At 40.0% G+C, this 18,730-nt stretch carries 18 protein-coding genes and 1 riboswitch; of the genes, 2 read left to right on the top strand and 16 right to left on the bottom strand.

The window, feature by feature from the left end; translation table 11 throughout:
- Nucleotides 1-19: 19 nt before the first annotated feature.
- The 10 genes from IEU90_RS02870 to lysA all read right to left on the bottom strand — a co-directional run bounded on the left by IEU90_RS02870 (nt 20) and on the right by lysA (nt 9,194).
- Nucleotides 20-316 carry a hypothetical protein gene (locus tag IEU90_RS02870; protein ID WP_153710603.1) on the bottom strand — a complete coding sequence of 99 codons (297 nt, stop codon included), beginning with the start codon at nt 314-316 and terminating at the stop codon, nt 20-22.
- Nucleotides 309-659: a hypothetical protein gene (locus tag IEU90_RS02865; RefSeq protein WP_153710604.1), complete on the bottom strand. Its 351-nt coding sequence runs from the start codon at nt 657-659 to the stop codon at nt 309-311. Before IEU90_RS02865 ends, IEU90_RS02870 begins: the two co-directional genes overlap by 8 nt.
- Nucleotides 660-814: 155 nt before the next feature.
- Entirely contained in the window at nt 815-1,957 is a 1,143-nt protein-coding gene (locus tag IEU90_RS02860) for a glycerate kinase family protein (RefSeq protein WP_153710605.1), read from the bottom strand.
- A 13-nt stretch (nt 1,958-1,970) separates the two neighbouring features.
- Nucleotides 1,971-3,029 carry an aspartate-semialdehyde dehydrogenase gene (locus IEU90_RS02855; protein WP_153710606.1) on the bottom strand — a complete coding sequence of 353 codons (1,059 nt, stop codon included), beginning with the start codon at nt 3,027-3,029 and terminating at the stop codon, nt 1,971-1,973.
- A 19-nt stretch (nt 3,030-3,048) separates the two neighbouring features.
- Complete coding sequence (locus tag IEU90_RS02850) at nt 3,049-4,233, bottom strand: aminotransferase class I/II-fold pyridoxal phosphate-dependent enzyme (protein WP_188357691.1); 1,185 nt, start codon at nt 4,231-4,233, stop codon at nt 3,049-3,051.
- A 12-nt stretch (nt 4,234-4,245) separates the two neighbouring features.
- On the bottom strand, nt 4,246-5,025 hold the full coding sequence (gene dapB / locus IEU90_RS02845) for a 4-hydroxy-tetrahydrodipicolinate reductase (RefSeq protein WP_153710608.1): 780 nt from the start codon (nt 5,023-5,025) through the stop codon (nt 4,246-4,248).
- Between the two features lie 3 nt (nt 5,026-5,028).
- The gene (dapA, locus tag IEU90_RS02840) at nt 5,029-5,952 is read right to left on the bottom strand and encodes a 4-hydroxy-tetrahydrodipicolinate synthase (protein ID WP_153710609.1); all 924 of its coding nucleotides are present in this window, start codon (nt 5,950-5,952) and stop codon (nt 5,029-5,031) included.
- A gap of 26 nt (nt 5,953-5,978) precedes the next feature.
- Entirely contained in the window at nt 5,979-7,124 is a 1,146-nt protein-coding gene (locus tag IEU90_RS02835; protein ID WP_188357690.1) for an N-acetyldiaminopimelate deacetylase, read from the bottom strand.
- Nucleotides 7,125-7,137: 13 nt separating this feature from the next.
- Nucleotides 7,138-7,848 (bottom strand): 2,3,4,5-tetrahydropyridine-2,6-dicarboxylate N-acetyltransferase, encoded by a 711-nt coding sequence (gene dapD / locus IEU90_RS02830; protein ID WP_153710611.1) that lies wholly within the window; start codon nt 7,846-7,848, stop codon nt 7,138-7,140.
- A gap of 35 nt (nt 7,849-7,883) precedes the next feature.
- The gene (gene lysA / locus IEU90_RS02825) at nt 7,884-9,194 is read right to left on the bottom strand and encodes a diaminopimelate decarboxylase (RefSeq protein WP_153710612.1); all 1,311 of its coding nucleotides are present in this window, start codon (nt 9,192-9,194) and stop codon (nt 7,884-7,886) included.
- A gap of 95 nt (nt 9,195-9,289) precedes the next feature.
- Nucleotides 9,290-9,469, bottom strand: a riboswitch (Lysine riboswitch).
- A gap of 205 nt (nt 9,470-9,674) precedes the next feature.
- On the opposite strand from lysA, the gene IEU90_RS02820 reads away from it, so the two are divergent.
- Nucleotides 9,675-11,033 (top strand): aspartate kinase, encoded by a 1,359-nt coding sequence (locus tag IEU90_RS02820; protein ID WP_153710613.1) that lies wholly within the window; start codon nt 9,675-9,677, stop codon nt 11,031-11,033.
- Between the two features lie 10 nt (nt 11,034-11,043).
- Nucleotides 11,044-12,039 (top strand): diaminopimelate epimerase, encoded by a 996-nt coding sequence (gene dapF, locus IEU90_RS02815; RefSeq protein ID WP_153710614.1) that lies wholly within the window; start codon nt 11,044-11,046, stop codon nt 12,037-12,039.
- Between the two features lie 59 nt (nt 12,040-12,098).
- On the opposite strand, the gene IEU90_RS02810 is transcribed toward dapF, so the two are convergent.
- The 6 genes from IEU90_RS02810 to IEU90_RS02785 form a co-directional block, all read right to left on the bottom strand.
- The gene (locus IEU90_RS02810) at nt 12,099-13,073 is read right to left on the bottom strand and encodes a ribose-phosphate diphosphokinase (protein WP_153710615.1); all 975 of its coding nucleotides are present in this window, start codon (nt 13,071-13,073) and stop codon (nt 12,099-12,101) included.
- Nucleotides 13,074-13,142: 69 nt separating this feature from the next.
- Nucleotides 13,143-15,641 carry an SF1B family DNA helicase RecD2 gene (gene recD2 / locus IEU90_RS02805; protein WP_153710616.1) on the bottom strand — a complete coding sequence of 833 codons (2,499 nt, stop codon included), beginning with the start codon at nt 15,639-15,641 and terminating at the stop codon, nt 13,143-13,145.
- A gap of 21 nt (nt 15,642-15,662) precedes the next feature.
- Nucleotides 15,663-16,346: a tetratricopeptide repeat protein gene (locus IEU90_RS02800; RefSeq protein ID WP_153710617.1), complete on the bottom strand. Its 684-nt coding sequence runs from the start codon at nt 16,344-16,346 to the stop codon at nt 15,663-15,665.
- Between the two features lie 13 nt (nt 16,347-16,359).
- The gene (locus IEU90_RS02795; RefSeq protein WP_153710618.1) at nt 16,360-17,016 is read right to left on the bottom strand and encodes a histidine phosphatase family protein; all 657 of its coding nucleotides are present in this window, start codon (nt 17,014-17,016) and stop codon (nt 16,360-16,362) included.
- 133 nt (nt 17,017-17,149) lie between these two features.
- Complete coding sequence (mnmA, locus tag IEU90_RS02790; RefSeq protein WP_153710619.1) at nt 17,150-18,283, bottom strand: tRNA 2-thiouridine(34) synthase MnmA; 1,134 nt, start codon at nt 18,281-18,283, stop codon at nt 17,150-17,152.
- Nucleotides 18,284-18,390: 107 nt separating this feature from the next.
- A complete protein-coding gene (locus tag IEU90_RS02785; protein WP_153710620.1) occupies nt 18,391-18,729 on the bottom strand; it encodes a DUF1831 domain-containing protein in 339 nt (112 codons plus the stop codon).
- Between the last annotated feature and the right edge of the window lies 1 nt (nt 18,730).

Below are 18,730 nucleotides of genomic sequence, written 5' to 3'. Positions count from 1 at the left end.
AAGCCTAGTAAAGCAAGATTTAATCCATCATTTCATTTTTTACATGATCCATTCGGCTTACTAATAATAATTCAATAATCGTAATAATACTCATTAATAAGATTGAATAGCGGCTAGTTGTTAAAAAAACAATAATTGCAAGAATACATAAAACCCAATTTAGCCACCTTTCTTGACGAATAACGCGGACAAAATCTTTCGTAATTTTATCTGGACGCTGACTTGCCAAAAAGCCCAATTGGCCATGTAAACGATTTTCCCAGATCACCAGTCCTAAAAAGGCAATTGAAATAATAAAAGTTATTAAACTATTCATCTTTTTCCTCACTATCATCAGCATGAATCGTCTTATTATTTGCTTGCGATTCATTATATCGCGCTGACAAAATTTGCTGGTATTTTTCCATAATTACTTTATCAATCGGCGTATCGTTAAGAGTTGGGTATTTTTTCTTAATCTCATCTAAAACTTCATCCGAAAAATCATAAACAGTCTTTACTTCTTTTTCACCATTAAGAAATGCCATCGTTTCATCATAGTCAAGTGTAACTAAATCGCGCTGGGTACGATCAGCATCTGGCTGGTGAAGTACATCCGGGTCATTCTTTAGATCCTCACGAAAGCCATTTTCATCATATTGATAATTATTTTCTTCCATTTTAATTTAAACTCCTCAATTATCTTCCAATTTATTATACGGTCTTTGAGATTCTAAGCCAAGTTAGTAGTTATTAATAATCGACACCATTACAAAAATAGTGAGAAACACCCTCCTCATCAAAGGTAGTTGTTTCCCACTATTTTTATTTCTTATTAACTGCTTGCCTTAATTAAACGCGCAACATTTTCTGCTGTCTGTGCAATGTCTGCAGGTGCATCTGTTAGTGCTTGTTTTAATGGTTTAGCACCTTGTGGAGTAGCGAAAATTGCATCAATTGCTGTTGATGAATATAGTTTATCTACACCTTTACCAATATTTCCTGCTAAAACAATTACCGGAGCATTGGGTGCAACCTTTTTTGTTGCTTGGGCGACTCCATATGGTGTTTTACCAAATTTTGTTTGGAAATCAATTCCGCCCTCACCGGTAAAAACATAGTCAGCGCCAATCGCTTTTTTTCGTAACTGGGTCGCTTCAATAACTAATTCCACTCCCCGTTTCATGACTGCTCCTGTAAAAGCCACTAATCCTGCACCAAGCCCACCTGCAGCTCCAGCTCCTGCAATTCTTTCAACATTAGCACCGCCACATTCAACAATCTTTTGGGCATAATGATGGAGGTTCTTATCCAGCATATCAACCATCTTCTCATCGGCCCCTTTTTGTGGTCCGAATACCGCTGCCGCTCCATCTTTCCCAGTTAAGGGGTTAGTAACATCTGATGCAACTTGAATGGTTACCTTTTTTAACCTTGAATCTAAGTGAGTGAAATCTATTTGCGCTAGGTCCTTTAATGCACCACCGCCTAAACCAATTTCACGGTTATCAGCATCAAGTAAACGTGCTCCAAGAGCTTGCGCTAATCCTGCTCCACCATCGACGGTTGCACTTCCGCCAATTCCAATGATTATTTTCTCAACACCATGATTAAGGGCATCTTTAACCAGCTCTCCGGTTCCATATGTCGTCGTAATGAGGGGATTAGCAGTATTTCCATCAACAAATTGGAGGCCGCTTGCTGCTGCCATTTCAATTACTGCTGTTTTACTATTACCAAGGAGACCATATTCAGCAGTAACTAACTTATTTAACGGATTATGAACGCGAGCAGTTACTTTTCGGCCATTGGTAGCGTCAATTAAGGATTGGACAGTTCCTTCACCACCATCAGCCATCGGAACTAAAACGTATTCGGCATCTGGATAAACTCTTTTAATTCCATCGGCCATTACTTTGGCAGCTTCCTTTGCCGTTAATCCGCCTTTAAATGAATCCGGCGCAATTACAAACTTCATCACTGATTATCCCTTAAATTAATCCATTTGCTACCAAACGTTCTGCATTTTCAACTGTATTCCAAGCAGCACCCTTAAGTAGGTTATCTGCAACAACCCACATGTTGAAGGCCCCAGGGGTTTCCTCATCAGCACGAAGCCGGCCAACAAAAGTATCCCGCTTGCCAACCGCATTAATTGGCTGTGGATAAACTTGGTGGGCAGGATCATCCTGAAGTACAACCCCGGGAGCATCCTTTAATACTGCTCGTAATTGATCAACAGTTACCGTTGGATCATCAACTGTAAAGTAAATTGATTCACCATGAGCAATTGGTACCGGTACCCGGACACAGGTCGCCGTAACCTTAATATCCTTGGCATTCATATCGTTAAGCATGATCTTCTTTGTTTCATGAATCATTTTCCATTCTTCATGAGAATAACCATCATCTTCAAAGACATCGATTTGCGGAAGTAAATTAAATGCTAATGGATAATGCTTCTTGTCGCCCTTTGTTGGCAAAATCTTAGCATCAGCTTTCATATCCTTACCATCAAGATAGTCCTGTGATTCTTGACGCAGTTCATTTAACGCCGATTGACCGGCTCCAGATGCAGCTTGGTAAGTTGAAACGATAATCTGGTTTAATCCAAAAGCCTGTCTAATTGGTTCGAGTGCCACCACCATTTGAATAGTAGAGCAGTTGGGGTTAGCAACAATTCCATGATGATCCTTTAATGCTTCTTCATTTACTTCAGGAACCACTAGTGGTACATCTGGTTCCATCCGGAATGCACTAGTGTTATCAACACAAACAGCACCACGCTTAACGGCTTCCGGAAGAAACTTCTTCGATACGGATCCACCAGCTGACGAAAGGACAATATCAACTCCATCAAATGAAGCAGGAGTCGTTTCTTCAACCGTGACTGGTTGCCCTTTGAATGACAACTGCTTGCCTGCCGACTTAGCTGATGCTAGTAGCTTAACATTCTTTACCGGGATCGTTGACTGTTCTAACTGTTGAATCATCCGTGTTCCAACCGCACCAGTAGCACCTAAAATTGCAACGTTATATTCCTTACTCATCTTAGTTCCTTCTTTCAGCTTATGCTAAATTATCCATAAAATTTTGTAATCGTTCAATTGCTGTATCAATAACAGTATCTGCTGCAGCGTATGATAAACGAATATGTCCTTCTCCGCCGGGACCAAATGCATTTCCCGGAATCACACCAACTTTAGCTTCATGTGCTAATTTACGCGCAAAGGCCATGTCATCATCCCCAAATTCAGCGGGAATCTGAGCAAAAATATAGAATGCGCCATCAGGCAGGGCAATTTCAAATCCCATTTCACGCATCGCTGCAGCAAGCTTATCGCGACGTTGCCGATATACTTGTTTAAATTCTTGCGGATCATCTTCACCATTTTCAAGAGCTTCAATCGCAGCGGCCTGGGCAGTATCATTTGGTGCCGTCACCATAAATGAATGCATTTTTGACATTGCCGCAATAAATTCCGCTGGTGCTGCTACATACCCTAACCGGTAGCCAGTCATGGCATGCGATTTTGATAAACCACTAATTAAAATAGTTTGTTCTGGCAAAAGCGTCGCAAGTGAGTAGAAAGGATGATCATACATCAATGAACTATAAATCTCATCAACAATTGCATAGATATGATGCTTCTCAATCACCCTTGCTAATGCTCTTAACTCATCTTCTGTATACGACCGCCCAGTTGGATTATTAGGATAGTTTAAAAGAACTGCTTTTACTGCGGAGCCTTCTTTGGCTAAAACTTCTTCTAACCGGTCAGCAGACAGCAAGAATCCATCATCAGCAGTGTTTACCTTAACAGTTTCTGCCCCCGTCAAAGAAACACTGGGAAAATACAATGAAAAGGCCGGAGTCGGAATAATTACCTTATCACCGGGATTTAACATTGCAAAAGTCGTGGCTGTTACCGCTTCTGTTGCCCCAATTGTTACTACAATTTCTGTAGCAGGATCATATTGAACGTGTCGGCTTTGCTCAAGGTACTTACTAATTGCCTGCCGTAATTCAATCTTTCCTTTACTTGCTGAATAATGCGAATCGTCATTTTGAATACTATTGATTGCTGCTTCTTTAACATGGTCTGGAACTGCAAAGTCCGGTTCACCCAGGGTCAATTTTACTAAGCCCGGAATAGCAGAAATTTCTTCGTCAAAAGCACGAATCTGCGCAGGCGGAACAGCAGCCAGGCGGTCATTAATGGTTGTTTTTAACTCGGCATCGAGCTTTGGCATTTCTTCACCCTCTTATAAAATATTTTCTAAGCCAATTACTAATTCGGATAAATCATCAATTTTTTCAAGCGCAACTTTAACCCCATTCATGAATGATTGACGGTCAAATGAATCTTGACGGATTGTTAATGCCTCGCCATCACCGCCAAAAAGGACTTGTTCATGAGCAATATAACCAGGCAACCGCACAGCGTGGATCTTAATACCATGATAATCACCACCGCGTGCGCCAGAAAGGCTTTCTGTTTCAGTCGGATTTGTTTCATGGACGGGCCGAACCTGGTCAATCAATTTTGCAGTACTTAATGCGGTTCCAGACGGTGCATCCTTTTTATCACCATGATGCATTTCAATAATTTCAACATCAGGAAAATATTTTGCAGCCTCTTGAGCAAATTTCATAAGAAGGACCGCTGACATTCCAAAATTAGCAGCAATTAGTCCGCCAAGGTGTTTTTCCTTACTAAGGGTCACTAGTTCTGCTTGTTGCTCATCAGTCAATCCGGTTGTCCCCACAATTGGTTTCATCTCATGTTCAATTGCAAACTTAACATTTGAATAAACCGCATTCGGCAACGTAAAATCAATCCAAATATCGGCAACCCGATCTTCAATTTCAGATAAACTTTGATAAGGATGAACAGATGATGCAAGGTGATATTCGGTCATGTTTTCGCGTGTTAAATGTGGTGCAAGTGCTGCAGTAATTTCAAATCCTTCAAGCGAATTAACAAGGTCAACAGCTTTTTGCCCCATTGCACCAGTCGCACCAGCAATTAAAACTTTTTTCATTATCTATTCCCCCAAGTTTAATGGTAAGTTCTTTGTTGTTAATGAATTAGCAGGTAATGATAACGCACCTTCTAGCTCCCGTTTTTCTTCTTCATTCAACGGTAGGATTGGTAAACGACAACTACCAGTACTAAAACCTTGAGCATTCAAAACTGCCTTAACCGGTGATGGTGACGGGAACATAAATAGGGCGGCCATCCGTGGCGTTAACCACCGTTGTAGTTTTCCAGCAGTTTGGTAGTCACCCTTGTATAAGGCATCATACATCTGCCGCATTTGGTCAATGTAAGCATGAGAAGCAACCGAAATCACTCCATCTCCTCCTAAAACGCGCGCAGTTAACGCTTGAGCATCCTCACCGGTAAAGACAGCAAAGTTAGGATCACGGTGTTCAACGATATATTCAAGCTCTTCTAAAGATGCACATTGCTTTACAGCGGCAATATTCGGATGGTGAGACAATTTAACAACGGTTTCTTGAGTCATTTTTACACCGGTTCGTCCAGGAATATTATAAATAACAATTGGCAGATCAACATTGTCAGCAACCGTCGTAAAATGAGCTTCCATTCCTCGTTGGTTAGGCTTGTTATAAGGAGGAACAACTACAAGAGCATAGTCAATTCCATCAAATTGAGCAACTTCATTAGTAAAAGAAATTGTTTCTTTGGTGTTATTACTTCCTGTTCCTGCAATTACCGGAACACGGCCATTAACTATCTTTTCAAAGTGCTTATAAAGTTCAATTTTTTCATCATGGCTTAATTCAGGGGTTTCACCAGTCGTTCCGCCAATAACAAAGCCATTACTGCCATGTTCAATCAAATAATTCGTTAATCGTTCCAAACTAGCATAGTCAATTTCTCCTTCCTTATCAAAAGGAGTGACGATTGCTGTCATTAAGTCTGCCTTTTCTAATAATGTCATTTTATTTCCTCCATCATACTTAACCATTAATTCTGCATCCGGTATTCAAGAAAACCGATAATTGCATCAACACCGCGTTTAATGGCAGCCTCATTTGGCGTAAGAGTAGCTGAATGTAGCTGCGAATTATCTTCAACACCAAGCCAAAACATGGTTCCTGGGAATTTAGCTAATAAATAACCAAAATCTTCGCCGGTCATTGCCGGTTCAGTTTCAATAAAATTAACTGCTGATGTTGTTTTCATATATTGGATAAATCGTTTTGTTAATTCAGGATTATTCTCAACTGGCCAATAACCGCCTTGGTTTAGCTCAAGCTCAACATCCATATTAAAACTGCGGCCAATTCCTTCGCATAAATCTTTTAACCGTTGATCAATTGTTTCGATCATTGTTTGGGTTAATCCCCGAATAGTTCCTTCAATTCGCGTATGTCCAGCAATTACATTCCGAATTGTTCCACCGTCAATTTTACCGAGTGTGATAACACCGCTTTGAATCGGATCAATGCTTCGTGAAATTACTGTTTGGACTTGGAGAATCAATGCAGCAGCAGCAACAACCGTATCATTAGCATCTTGTGGATAAGCAGCATGTCCGCCCTTACCATTAAGGTCAATGTTAACTTCAGTAGTTCCTGCAAATAATGTCCCCATCCGACAACCAATTGCACCAGCTGGCAAATCAGGATTATCGTGTAACCCATAAAATTCATCAGGACACCATTTACCCTTAAACAGGCCAAGTTCATATGCCCGCTTACCACCATTTTCACTTTCCTCTGCTGGTTGAAAGAAAAACAGCAAATTATCTTGTGGTTGATGCTCACTAAAGTAATTTAATACGCCAAGAGCAACTGTCATATGAATGTCATGCCCACACGCGTGCATTACACCTGAATGAGTTGAGGAATATGGCAAACCAGTTTGCTCCTCAACAGGCAAAGCGTCTATATCAGTACGGTAGCCGATCGTACGCTGCGGGTGCTGACCATGAACAAGGACCATTAATGCCGTTGGTAATTCTTCGGGAGTCCGAACTTCTAAAAATTCATGGTTAAAGTTAGCAATTGTATCAGCCAAGTACTGATGAGTTTCAACTTCCTGTAAAGCCAGTTCGGGGATTTGGTGAAGGTGGCGACGAATATGAATTAACTCTTCTTCTGTTAGCATATCCAATCTCCTCCTAAAGCTTCCGCAAATCGTCCTCTAATTCTGTCTTGCCAGCAGTCTGATCATCAACGTTCTTAATAAATTTGGCTGGTACACCAGCAACCATTGTATGAGGGGCAACATCATGAGTTACAATCGCACCAGCGGCAATTACGGCTCCTTCACCAACATGAACTCCTTCGATTACTACTGCATTTGCACCAATCATTACATTGTCATCAATTCTAACTGGTTCAGCAGAAGCAGGTTCAACAACCCCGGCTAAAACTGTTCCAGCACCGATATGACAATGACGGCCGACAATTGCTCGGCCACCAAGGACTGCGCCCATATCAATCATCGAATCAGCACCAATTTCAGCACCAATATTAATTGTTGCCCCCATCATAATTACGGCATTATCGCCAATAAGGACCTTATCCCTAATAATTGCTCCTGGTTCAATCCGCGCATTAATATTCTTAAGGTCAAGCAATGGAACCGCTGAATTTCGGGCATCATTTTCTACATGGTAAGATTCAATTGCTGAACTATATTGCTTTAATAATGGTTCAATAATGGTCCAGTCACCAAAAATAACTCCTGTACGTTGTTCTACAAATGCTTCAACTTCTGCAGGAAATTCCAAATCCTTTAAGTTACCCTTAAGATATACCTTTACCGGAGTCTTTTTAGGAGCGTTACTAATGTAGTTAATAATTGCTTGTGCATCTAATTCAGCCATTTTATTTACCTCTTTCTTCCTTTATATATGTCTCTTTATTGTCGATATGGTTCATCTAAATGAATTAAGTCATCATAGGTTTCACGTTTAATAACAACTTGTGCTTTACCATCTTCAGCGAAAACTACTGCTGGCCGTGGATTACGGTTATAATTTGAAGCCATTGAATAACCATAGGCCCCTGTATCAAGCATTGCTAAAACATCCCCCGGCTTCGTTGCTGGTAAAGCCTGATCCTGACTAAGAATATCACCTGATTCACAATACTTACCTGCTAATCGAACATGTTCAACTAGGTTTGCACGAGGATCACTTGCTAATACTGTTTCATATTGTGCCTCGTAAAGTGCTGGCCGAATGTTATCACCCATCCCGCCATCTACTGTTACGTAAGGTCTTAATCCGGGAACAGCTTTACGTGAACCAACCGTATAAAGATTATATCCAGCCGGACCAGCAATAGAACGACCTGGTTCAATCCAAATAGCTGGCATCATAAGGTTTGTTTTATTGATTTCATCTTTAATTGCCTTGATAATTGCTTCAACAAATTCTTCAGGAGCAAGCGGTGTATCGTCTTTTACATAACGAATGCCAAATCCACCGCCAACGTTAATTACCGAAGCTTGATAATTAAACTTTTCTTGCCAATGAGCAGCAACTTCAACCAGCTTCTTGGCGACTCCTTTAAATCCGGCAAGTTCAAAAATTTGTGAACCAATATGAGCGTGCAAACCCTTCATCTGCATTCGTGGATTTGCAAGAACTTTTGCTAATGCTTCATCAGCCTGTCCAGATTGAAGATCAAACCCAAACTTACTGTCAACCTGCCCTGTTTGAATGTACTTATTTGTATGAGCAGAGATACCCGGAGTAATCCGAAGCATCACGTTGACCTTTACATCACGTTCTTCTAACACATCTGTTAGTAACTCAATCTCGTGGAAGTTATCAATCATGATCGTTCCAACATGATGATCAATTGCCATTTCTAATTCTTCACGTGATTTATTATTTCCGTGAAAGCTAACATTAGCCATTGGGAAACCAGCTTTAATCGCTGTGTATAATTCACCACCAGAAACAACATCCGTGTGGCCGCCCTCCGCTGCAACTACTTGATACATCGCAATAGCCGCAAAAGCTTTACTTGCATAGCTAACCGCATACTCAACATTATTTTCTTCAAAAACATGCTTGAAAGCACGAATTTGTCGGCGAATTTGTTGAACGTCATAAACAACTAACGGGGTACCATATTGATGAGCTAACTCAACTGCATCACAACCACCAATCATTAAATGACCAGCTGAATTTATTTGTTGATCAGTAATTTGTTCATTCATTTATAATTCCTCCACAAGATTTGTAGTAAAGAGGTCGCATAAAAAAATTCCACTGTTTGCGCAAACAAACAGTGGAATTCACTTTATCCATTCTGATTTGTCGATAGCGCAACGCAGGCTCCTATTGTCCTGCGACAGTCCGTAGCTTATTCAACCACGACCCAGCTACTTAATAATGCCAAATTAAGTGCTTCGGCAACTTCCCTGTTCAACTAACCTTATCGTTTGGCAAACTAAATTAGCTTACTAGTGTCGGTCGCGCCTCTTCGATTTATACATAGCTTATAAGTCTTTTATGAGAATGTCAATACTTATCATTAAATTAAAAAAATATTTTTTAATCTATTAGATGTAAAAAACATTTTTTGACTTAACTTATGCAATATAAAGACTTGCATGTCGCTATCAATATGTTAGAATTCGATTAAATTATTTTAGGGATAAATTAGCAACCCTAATCATCTCAAAGGAGTTTCAATCATGAAAGTTGTAAAATTCGGTGGCAGTTCCCTTGCAAACGGTGAAGCCTTCCAAAATGCGATTAATATTATTACCTCTGATCCGCAAAGACGGGTAATTGTTACATCTGCACCAGGGAAACGCTTTTCCGAAGATATTAAGGTCACTGATTTATTAATCAAATATGCCAATGCGGTAATAAACGACCAAGATCCAAGCAAGATCGTTGAACAAATTCTAAACCGATACCGAGATATTGCTGACTACTTTGATTTACCAGCAGATAACCTAACGCCATTAAAAGAACGACTGGAAGGCCTACCCCGCCAAGTTTACCCTAATGATAGTTACCTTTTAGCAGCATTTAAAGCACATGGTGAACGCTTAAATGCTCAACTAATGGCAATTATTTTACAACACCTCGGCTATGAAGCACGGTTTGTAACTCCTAGTGAAGCCGGAATTACGGTCACAGGAACCCCCAATAATGCAAGCGTTATCCCAGAAACCTATGCTAACTTAAGCCAATTTGCATTTAGTGACAGTGAACTGTTGGTCTTCCCAGGTTTTTACGGTATCACCCTTGCCGGACACATTGCCACTTTTTCTCGTGGCGGTTCAGATATCACCGGCGCTATTTTAGCATGTGGTTTACACGCGTCAACTTATGAAAACTTTACAGATGTTGATGCTATCTATGCTGCCAACCCCCAAATAGTTGATAATCCGCAACCAATCACAAAAATGACTTATCGCGAAATGCGTGAATTATCTTATGCCGGTTTCTCCGTTTTTCACGATGAGGCATTAATTCCTGCTATTCAGGGAAATATTCCAATCAATGTACGAAATACCAATGATCCTGATAAGCCAGGAACAATGATCGTCCCTGACAAGGATTTCCAACCAAGTGATATCGTGACGGGTGTTGTAAGCGGCAAACATTTTGCTGCTCTATACCTTCACAAATACTTACTCAATAAGCAGGCCGGTTTTACCCTCCGTATTCTGCGGATTCTGGCAAAGCATAACATTTCATATGAACATATGCCTTCTGGAATAGACGACATTACGATTATTCTGGACCGAAATGCCATCAATGACCAATTGATTGATACAATTTGTAATGAAATTCAAGAAGAAATTAATCCCGACCGCTTAGAATGGATTGACAATTATGCCATCACCATGGTTGTCGGTGAAGGAATGCGTGATCGAACGGGAGTTATCTCAGATATTTTAGTTTCACTTGCTGAAAAACGGATCTCTGTTACAATGATCAATCAGGGGTCTTCACAGATTGCAATTATGATTGGGACAGACGATAACGATGCTGATGAAGCAGTCCGCGCAATTTATCACCGCTTTTTTGTAAACTAGGAGGAAGCTTATGGTGCAATTATTAAAAGTACATGGATCACAAAATGCCTTTTTCATTCTTGATCAAACACAATTACAAAATCCACTTTCAGATGAAGAACTTATTAACTTCACGCAAAAAATAACCGATCCCTCAAATGGTATTCTTGGCGGTGCCGACGGTGTTTTAGTTGTAAATGAGCCAACCCGTTCAGGCTCTGTAGCACAAATGCGCGTAATAAACGCGGATGGGAGTGAAGCGTCAATGTGCGGCAATGGCCTGCGAACCGTTGCCCGTTACGTTGCCGAACGTGATAATTTAACCGATTTTAAAGTCGACACGATGAATGCTAGCCTTCGCGTCCGTAAACATGATGATTTAGCACCTGGTGTTCCTGCCTTTGCGGTCGAAATTTCACCGGTTAAATTCGATCATACCGCCCTTCCATTTAATAACTTAGGTCGGCAGCGGCTACTAAACACCCTTGTCCCAGAACTTTATCCTGGCTTATATTTCTCAGCGCTTGCTGTTCCTAACCCGCATTTAATTAGTTTTGTTAACAAAGAAACTTTACACGGACCAGCGCTTAAAGAATTAGGTACACGGCTAAATAGCGATAATCCCTATTTTAATGATGGTGTAAATGTTAATTTTGGATATATTCTCGGTCACAATGAACTTTTTGTTAAGACGTTTGAACGGGGAGTTGGTTTTACAAATGCTTGCGGAACCGGAATGTCGGCCACTAGTTTAGCGTTAGCCCTCACCCATCCGGATATGGCCTCCTTTAATGAACCAATCAATGTTTACAATCCTGGTGGAATGGTTAAAACGATTCTTCACCGTGATAATTATAATTATTGGATTGAATTAATCGGTAATGCCACGTTTACCCACACTCTTACCGCAGAAGAGTCCGCATTACATCAAGCAGATTTGCCTGCATTAAGCAAAAACATAACAGAAAGCAACGAAAACCAAGCTTACTTAGCATTTGTCAACTCATTACCGGCACTAACATTCTAAATACAAAAAGAGTTCGTTTAGTTCTCCATTTGCGAGAGCTAAACGAACTTTTTTATATGTTATTTGCGGTTAAATAATGTATCAATTGATTGGTTATTGTGAATTCGAACAATTGCCTCTTTCAATAAATCATCTACCGACAATTGGACTAACTTTGGAAATTCCTTTTCTTTTGGTAGTTGGATTGTATCAGTTACAATCATTTTTTCAAGCGGCGATTTTTGGAGAGTATTTACTGCATCTGCAGAGAGGACAGCATGGGTAGCAATCCCGTAAACTTTAGCTGCACCAAAGTTTTTTAATGCTTGTGCAGAGAGGTCCATCCGTACACCAGTGTCAACAATATCGTCAACAATAATTGCCGTTTTACCCTTTACATCACCAATTACATATTGCGGAACTTCTTGGTCAACTCGTTCACGAACTTCATCATTACGGTTATCGATAATAGCAATTGATGCCTTAATATGTTCTGCATACTTCCGTGCAAGGTTAACACCAGCATGGTCGGGGGCAACTACGACAACATCGTCCCCTAGGTTTTGATCTTCAATATACTTAGTGAAGAGACTCGTTGCTTGTAAGTGGTCAACCGGAATATCAAAGAAACCTTGAACCTGAGGAGCATGTAAATCAATTGTTACCAATCGACTAATTTGGTCCATTTCAAGAAGGTTAGCAATTAACTTAGCTGTAATTGGTTCACGGCTCCGCGCTTTCCGATCTTGTCGTGCATAACCATAATATGGCATCACAACATTAATCTTAGCAGCACTGGCCCGTCGTAAAGCATCAACCATAATTAATAATTCCATTAGGTTAGTGTTAACTGGATCAGAAACGGACTGAATTACATAAACTTCACAACCACGAATACTCTCGTCGATAGTAATTTTAATCTCCCCATCAGCAAAGTGACTAATTGACGCTTTGCTCAATGGAATTCCTACTCGTTGGGCAATTTGCTCAGCAAGCTTAGGATTTGAATTTAATGAAAATAGACGCACATTATCGGCATTTTTAATCTGGGTCATTTTTGTACTCCTTTAAAGTTCGACAATAATCATAACTATTATGACAACAAATTAGTGTTCAATCAAGTATTATTTGCCTTGATGCAGACTTTGTAAACTAATATTATCCATCCCGATCAACGGATCAATAGCATCTGAATTAATAAGGTCCGCGGTCAAAATATATTGTCGAGGATTGTTACTTGTTGACTGTGGTTGTGCAACTTCTTTTTTGTGAATAGACCTGCTATCATCCCTGCTCTCGGCAAGATCCTTTGTTAACGAACTTGTTGAGCGTTCTTCAGGCGACTTTAATTCACCATGCCTACTCCACACCTTTCCAAGACGATCAACCAAAGAGGTCCGCCGATTAACAGCCTCATTTTTCACACTAGTCATAACGGCGTATGGTTCTCCAATCATCACTAGTTTTTCTGCAGCACGTGTGATTGCCGTATATAAAAGATTTCGTTGAAGCATTCGACTAAATTGCTGAACAATGGGAAGTAATACCATCTTAAACTGACTTCCCTGTGCCTTATGAATTGAAATGCAATATGCCAACCGTAACTGGTTCCATTCCATTCGACTATAGGTTACCTCGTTACCGTCAAAATCAACGGTAATTGATTCGTTCCGTTTGCCTGCCGTCTTACTATTTTCAATTGCTGTTATTTTTCCAATATCACCATTAAAAATATTCTTTTCCGGCACATTAACAAGTTGAAGAACCTTATCTCCTACCCGCAATATTTGTCCCCTAAACTCAATTTCCTGTTTCCCATTAGCTGGCGGATTATATGCCTGCTGTGCAAGTTCATTTAAGCGATCAATTCCGGCTTGTCCACGGTACATTGGCGCTAAAATTTGGATATCGTTAGCCGAGTAGTCTCGTTTCTTTGAAAGGTCAATAATCTGTTGAACAACACTCGGGACTTGATTAGCGTGACAGGAAATAAACGAGCGATCTGGTTTTTTATTGACTAAATCTGGTGGCAGTTTTCCCTCTTTAATCGCGTGAGCTAATGGAATAATTGTTGAATCAGCAGCTTGCCGATGGATATTTGTTAGTTCAACTTTCGGCAATTCGGCAAAGTCTAATAAATCATGGAAAACTTGCCCGGGTCCAACTGATGGCAGCTGATCTTTATCACCAACTAAAACCACATGCATTGAAGTTGGTACAGCCTGAATAAGGGTCTTAAACAAAAGCGTATCAACCATCGACATCTCATCAATAATTAATAATGATCCTTCCAGGTCGCGGGCATTCAAATCAGTTGGCATTTCTCGACCGTTAAGCCCTAATAAGCGGTGAATCGTACTTGCTGGTAGATCAGTAGCTTCACTCATCCGCTTAGCTGCCCGCCCAGTTGGAGCAGCTAATAATACAGGAAATGATTTTTCCTTATATTCATCAACATCTAGTGATATATCATGAATTCTTGCATAACTAGCAACAATTCCCTTTATGATCGTTGTCTTGCCTGTACCTGGTCCTCCCGTTAATAACATTACTTTGCTATTTAGGGCCGTCTTAATTGCTTCTGTTTGAACTTGATCATAAGTTATTCCAGATTGGTCAGCTACCTTCGAAACGACTTTATCTACAGTCTTAGCTGGTAAAGTTTCTTGCTCTACTGTTAAAAGGCGGTGTAAGTGATCTGCAATTTGCCATTCTGCATTATATAGGGCCGTCGGATAGATCTTTTCATCGGCATAACGAATACCTTGGTTCTTCTCTAATTCTACAATCTGGTCAGTAATTAAGTCAGTTGATACTTGCCCGCCGCTCCCTTGAACAAGCAACTGGATCGTTTGCTGAAGTAACGGCTTCGTGGTCGTATAAGTATCTCCTGTTTCCATTGTTAAATCATCAAGTGTTTGAATAATTGCAGCATTAATGCGCCGCGGATCATCAGGAGCAATTTCTAATCGCTGAGCTACTTGATCAGCACGATTAAAGCTAATTCCATCAATTTCAGCAGCTAGTTGGTAAGGATTTTCATTGATTATATGAAGGGTCTCATCACCATATTTATCAAAAATTGCACTACTAAGATTAGCACCAAATCCAAGGTCATTTAAACCAATAATAATTTGATCCATTCCTTGATTTGCTCGCAGGTTATCAATCAACGCGTCTTTTACTGCTTTACGGAGTTTTAGACTATCTAAAACATGCGGATCCGCAATAATTCTATCAATTGCATCGGTCCCCAATTTATCAACAATCTTTTCAGCAGTCTTTTCCCCAATTCCTGCAAATTGTTTTCCTGATAAAAAGCTAATTAACCCGTCCTTACTTGTTGGTCGGTTTGCATGATAGGAAGTAGCTTGAAACTGTTGGCCATATCGCGGATGTTCTACAATTTTTCCTTCAAATCGATAAGTCTGATCATCACTTAAATCACCAAAGCTTCCTGTTACCGTAATTTCCGGTTCATGCCAATCAAAATTTGCTTCTTCTACCGAAACAATAAGTACCTTAAAAAAAGAATCAGGGCTATTAAAAATTTCTGATTGTACTTGACCAATAAAAAAAGACGGCTCCGTTGGCGTCTTAAATAGGTCGAGTTCTTCAGCCATAGAAGTCATCCTTTCACGTTACTAATCTTTCTTTTGAGTTGTTTGAAGCGTCTTTTCAATATCATTTAGTCGCCGTTCACTCTTATGGTAATAGCTTGGATCTAACTGTTTAGCTTGAGCAAGATAATCCTTGTACGGCTCACCAAGTACCATTGCAACAATCCCCCGATTAAATTGCGTATCTGCACGACCAGGATGATATTTGAGGATTGCATCATAATAAGTTTTTGCTTGCTTAAATTCACCAAGTGCTAATAATGAATCTCCAATTACCTGATTAATTTCAGGATCGTCGGAACGTAATTCAAGAGCCGTTAACCCATAAGCAACTGCTTGTTTGTGCTGCCCCTTCTTCATATAGCTTTGCGCTAACATAAGGTATGAATCTCCCTTTAGCTTTGGATCATCAATTTTGTTATAAAGATTAATAGCTGCATTGACTTTACCAACTTCATAGTAAAGATTGCCGAGTCCATAGTTCAAAAGATTCATAGCATCCGTATCGCCCTTAGCTTCAAAAATTCCTAAGGCCTTCATAAAAAGTTCTTCTGCCTGTTGATAATCATTTAACCGGGTTAACAAAGAACCTAAATCATAGTAATTATTTACTTTTTCTGGGTGTTCATCGATTGCTTCTACTAATTTATGAACTAATTTCTCCGTTTCCTTTTTCTTAGGATCGCGAAAGTCTTTTTTCTCTGTCATTAAATATCACCTCTTAAATGGTATCGGTTGGATCAACCTTATTTTTGTGAAGGTAAGATGTATCATTCCATTTTTCTAGTCTGAAATGACTAGCATCTTCAGTTGTAAGGATAGTTGTCGAGGTATTGCTTAATCCGCCACGGTCTTTCAAGTGCGCGAGAGGAGTACCAATTAATGCATTAATAGCCGCATTTAAAGCAGCACCATGTGAAATAATTAAAATATTACCGTCAGGGTACCGCCGGCAATATTCTTCAATTGCCGCCCGAAAACGTGTAATTACTGCAGCAAAGCTTTCACCTTTAACTAACGATTCATCGTACTTATCAGGGTGATGACGAAAGTTCTTTAAGACTTCAGGCCACTTTGCAGCAACATCTTCAAAGTGCATCCCCTCCATCTCTCCAAGGTTGAATTCCTTTAATCGGCTATCGATTGTCAACGGAATATCTTGATTTAAATGGATTAACAAAGCCTGTGCCGTCTTTTGTGCACGCTTTAAAGGACTAGTATATGCGTGCGCAAAGGGGACTTTTTGTAGAGAACCCGCTAGTAATTCAATTTCACGATAACTATTCTTTAATAATGGTGAGTCACCATTGGCACCTTGATAACGAGATTCTAAATTCCATTGCGTTTTCCCGTGCCGAATTAAGTAAACTTTTGTCATCTCTGTCGTTACTCCTTTTATTTACTATCTTACCAGAGTTTGCGGCAATTGTTTATCACAGAGTTATTATCTTATGTATATTTAAGAAGGCAAAAGCTAACTTACTTCTGCCCTCTTAAGGTTTAAATATGAATTAAACGTACTGAAGTTGTCGGTCATGACTGTAGGCACGGTCAATAATGGCACTTCCAAGACATTCTTCACCATCGTAAAAGACTACCGCCTGACCTGGAGTGATGGCCCGCGCAGGATCATCAAATTCAACAGTTACCATCTGATCATCATCAGATAAGTGGACAGTAACACCAACATCAGTCTGACGGTAACGGAACTTGGCAGTACAATGAAAATCACGGCCGTATCGACTAACAACATCATCAACCCAGTGAATGTCACTGGCTTCAAGGTGAGTGGCATAAAGGTGATCATTATCATAACCCTGACCAACGTAGAGAACATTTTTACTCATGTCCTTGCCAATTACAAACCATGGCTCATTACTTTGTTTATTGCCACCAAGACCAAGGCCCCGTCGTTGTCCAATAGTGTAGTACATAAGGCCCATATGTTTACCCACGACCTTACCGTCAAGTGTCTCCATATTACCTGGTTGAGCAGGAATATATTGACTTAAAAATTCCCGAAAATGACCGTCTTCACCAATAAAACAAATTCCAACTGAATCCTTCTTATTAGCAGTAGCAAGCCCCGCTTCTTCGGCAATCTGACGAATCTCAGGCTTAGTATAATTAGCTAATGGAAACATTACCTTATCTAACTGTTTGTAATCAAGCTGGCTTAAAAAGTAAGTTTGGTCCTTATGCTGATCTTTTGCCCGCATTAAGTGCATCCGGCCATTTGCGTCCCGCTTTACGTTGGCATAATGTCCCGTTGCAACATAATCTGCCCCTAATTGATTTGCGTAATCAATAAAGGCTTTAAACTTAATTTCTTTATTACAAATAACATCGGGATTGGGGGTCCGTCCCTTCTTGTATTCGGCAATGAAGTACTTGAAAACCCGGTCCCAGTATTCCTTTTCAAAGTTAACGGAATAATATGGAATCCCAATCTTAGCAGCAACCTTGGCTACATCTTTGTAATCTTCAGTGGCAGTACAAACACCATTTTCATCAGTGTCATCCCAATTCTTCATAAAGACACCAACTACATCATAACCCTGGCGTTTTAATAGGAGGGCTGTGACTGAAGAATCAACGCCTCCACTCATTCCTACCACAACACGTGTATGACTATTATCAGCCATTAATTATCACCATCATTTCGTATAGATTCTGGAATAATCTACGATTGAAGGTCGCATGCATCCAGTGATAACAATTGTACCAGAGTATTACCGTGCCTGCACAGTTTTTATTTAGTAAATATTTGTCGGGCAACCATCTCATCTAAAATATAATGATATTGTTGAACAAATTCATTTGCGCGTTGATGATTAAAAATATTAACTTTCCGCAAACCATTTCCTGAGAGTGTCTCCATTTTAAAACCATCTAGATTACTATTAATCAAAATACGAAGACGAGCGACCGGTTTAAATGGATTATCAGTATCAAGGCTTCCAAGATATTCAAAATTCCCACGTTTAGTTTGCTCAAAGCCAAGGTCAAGCAACGCATATTTTTTTATTGCCGGGCTAATCGAATATTTATCCTTATCACCAGAAATCTGGACTGTTTTTGTAAATTCCATT

Source organism: Limosilactobacillus caviae (assembly GCF_014635905.1).
Taxonomy (GTDB): Bacteria; Bacillota; Bacilli; order Lactobacillales; family Lactobacillaceae; genus Limosilactobacillus; species Limosilactobacillus caviae.
Note: the sequence above shows the minus strand (reverse complement) of the source record. Positions and strands in the feature narration are given on the sequence as shown.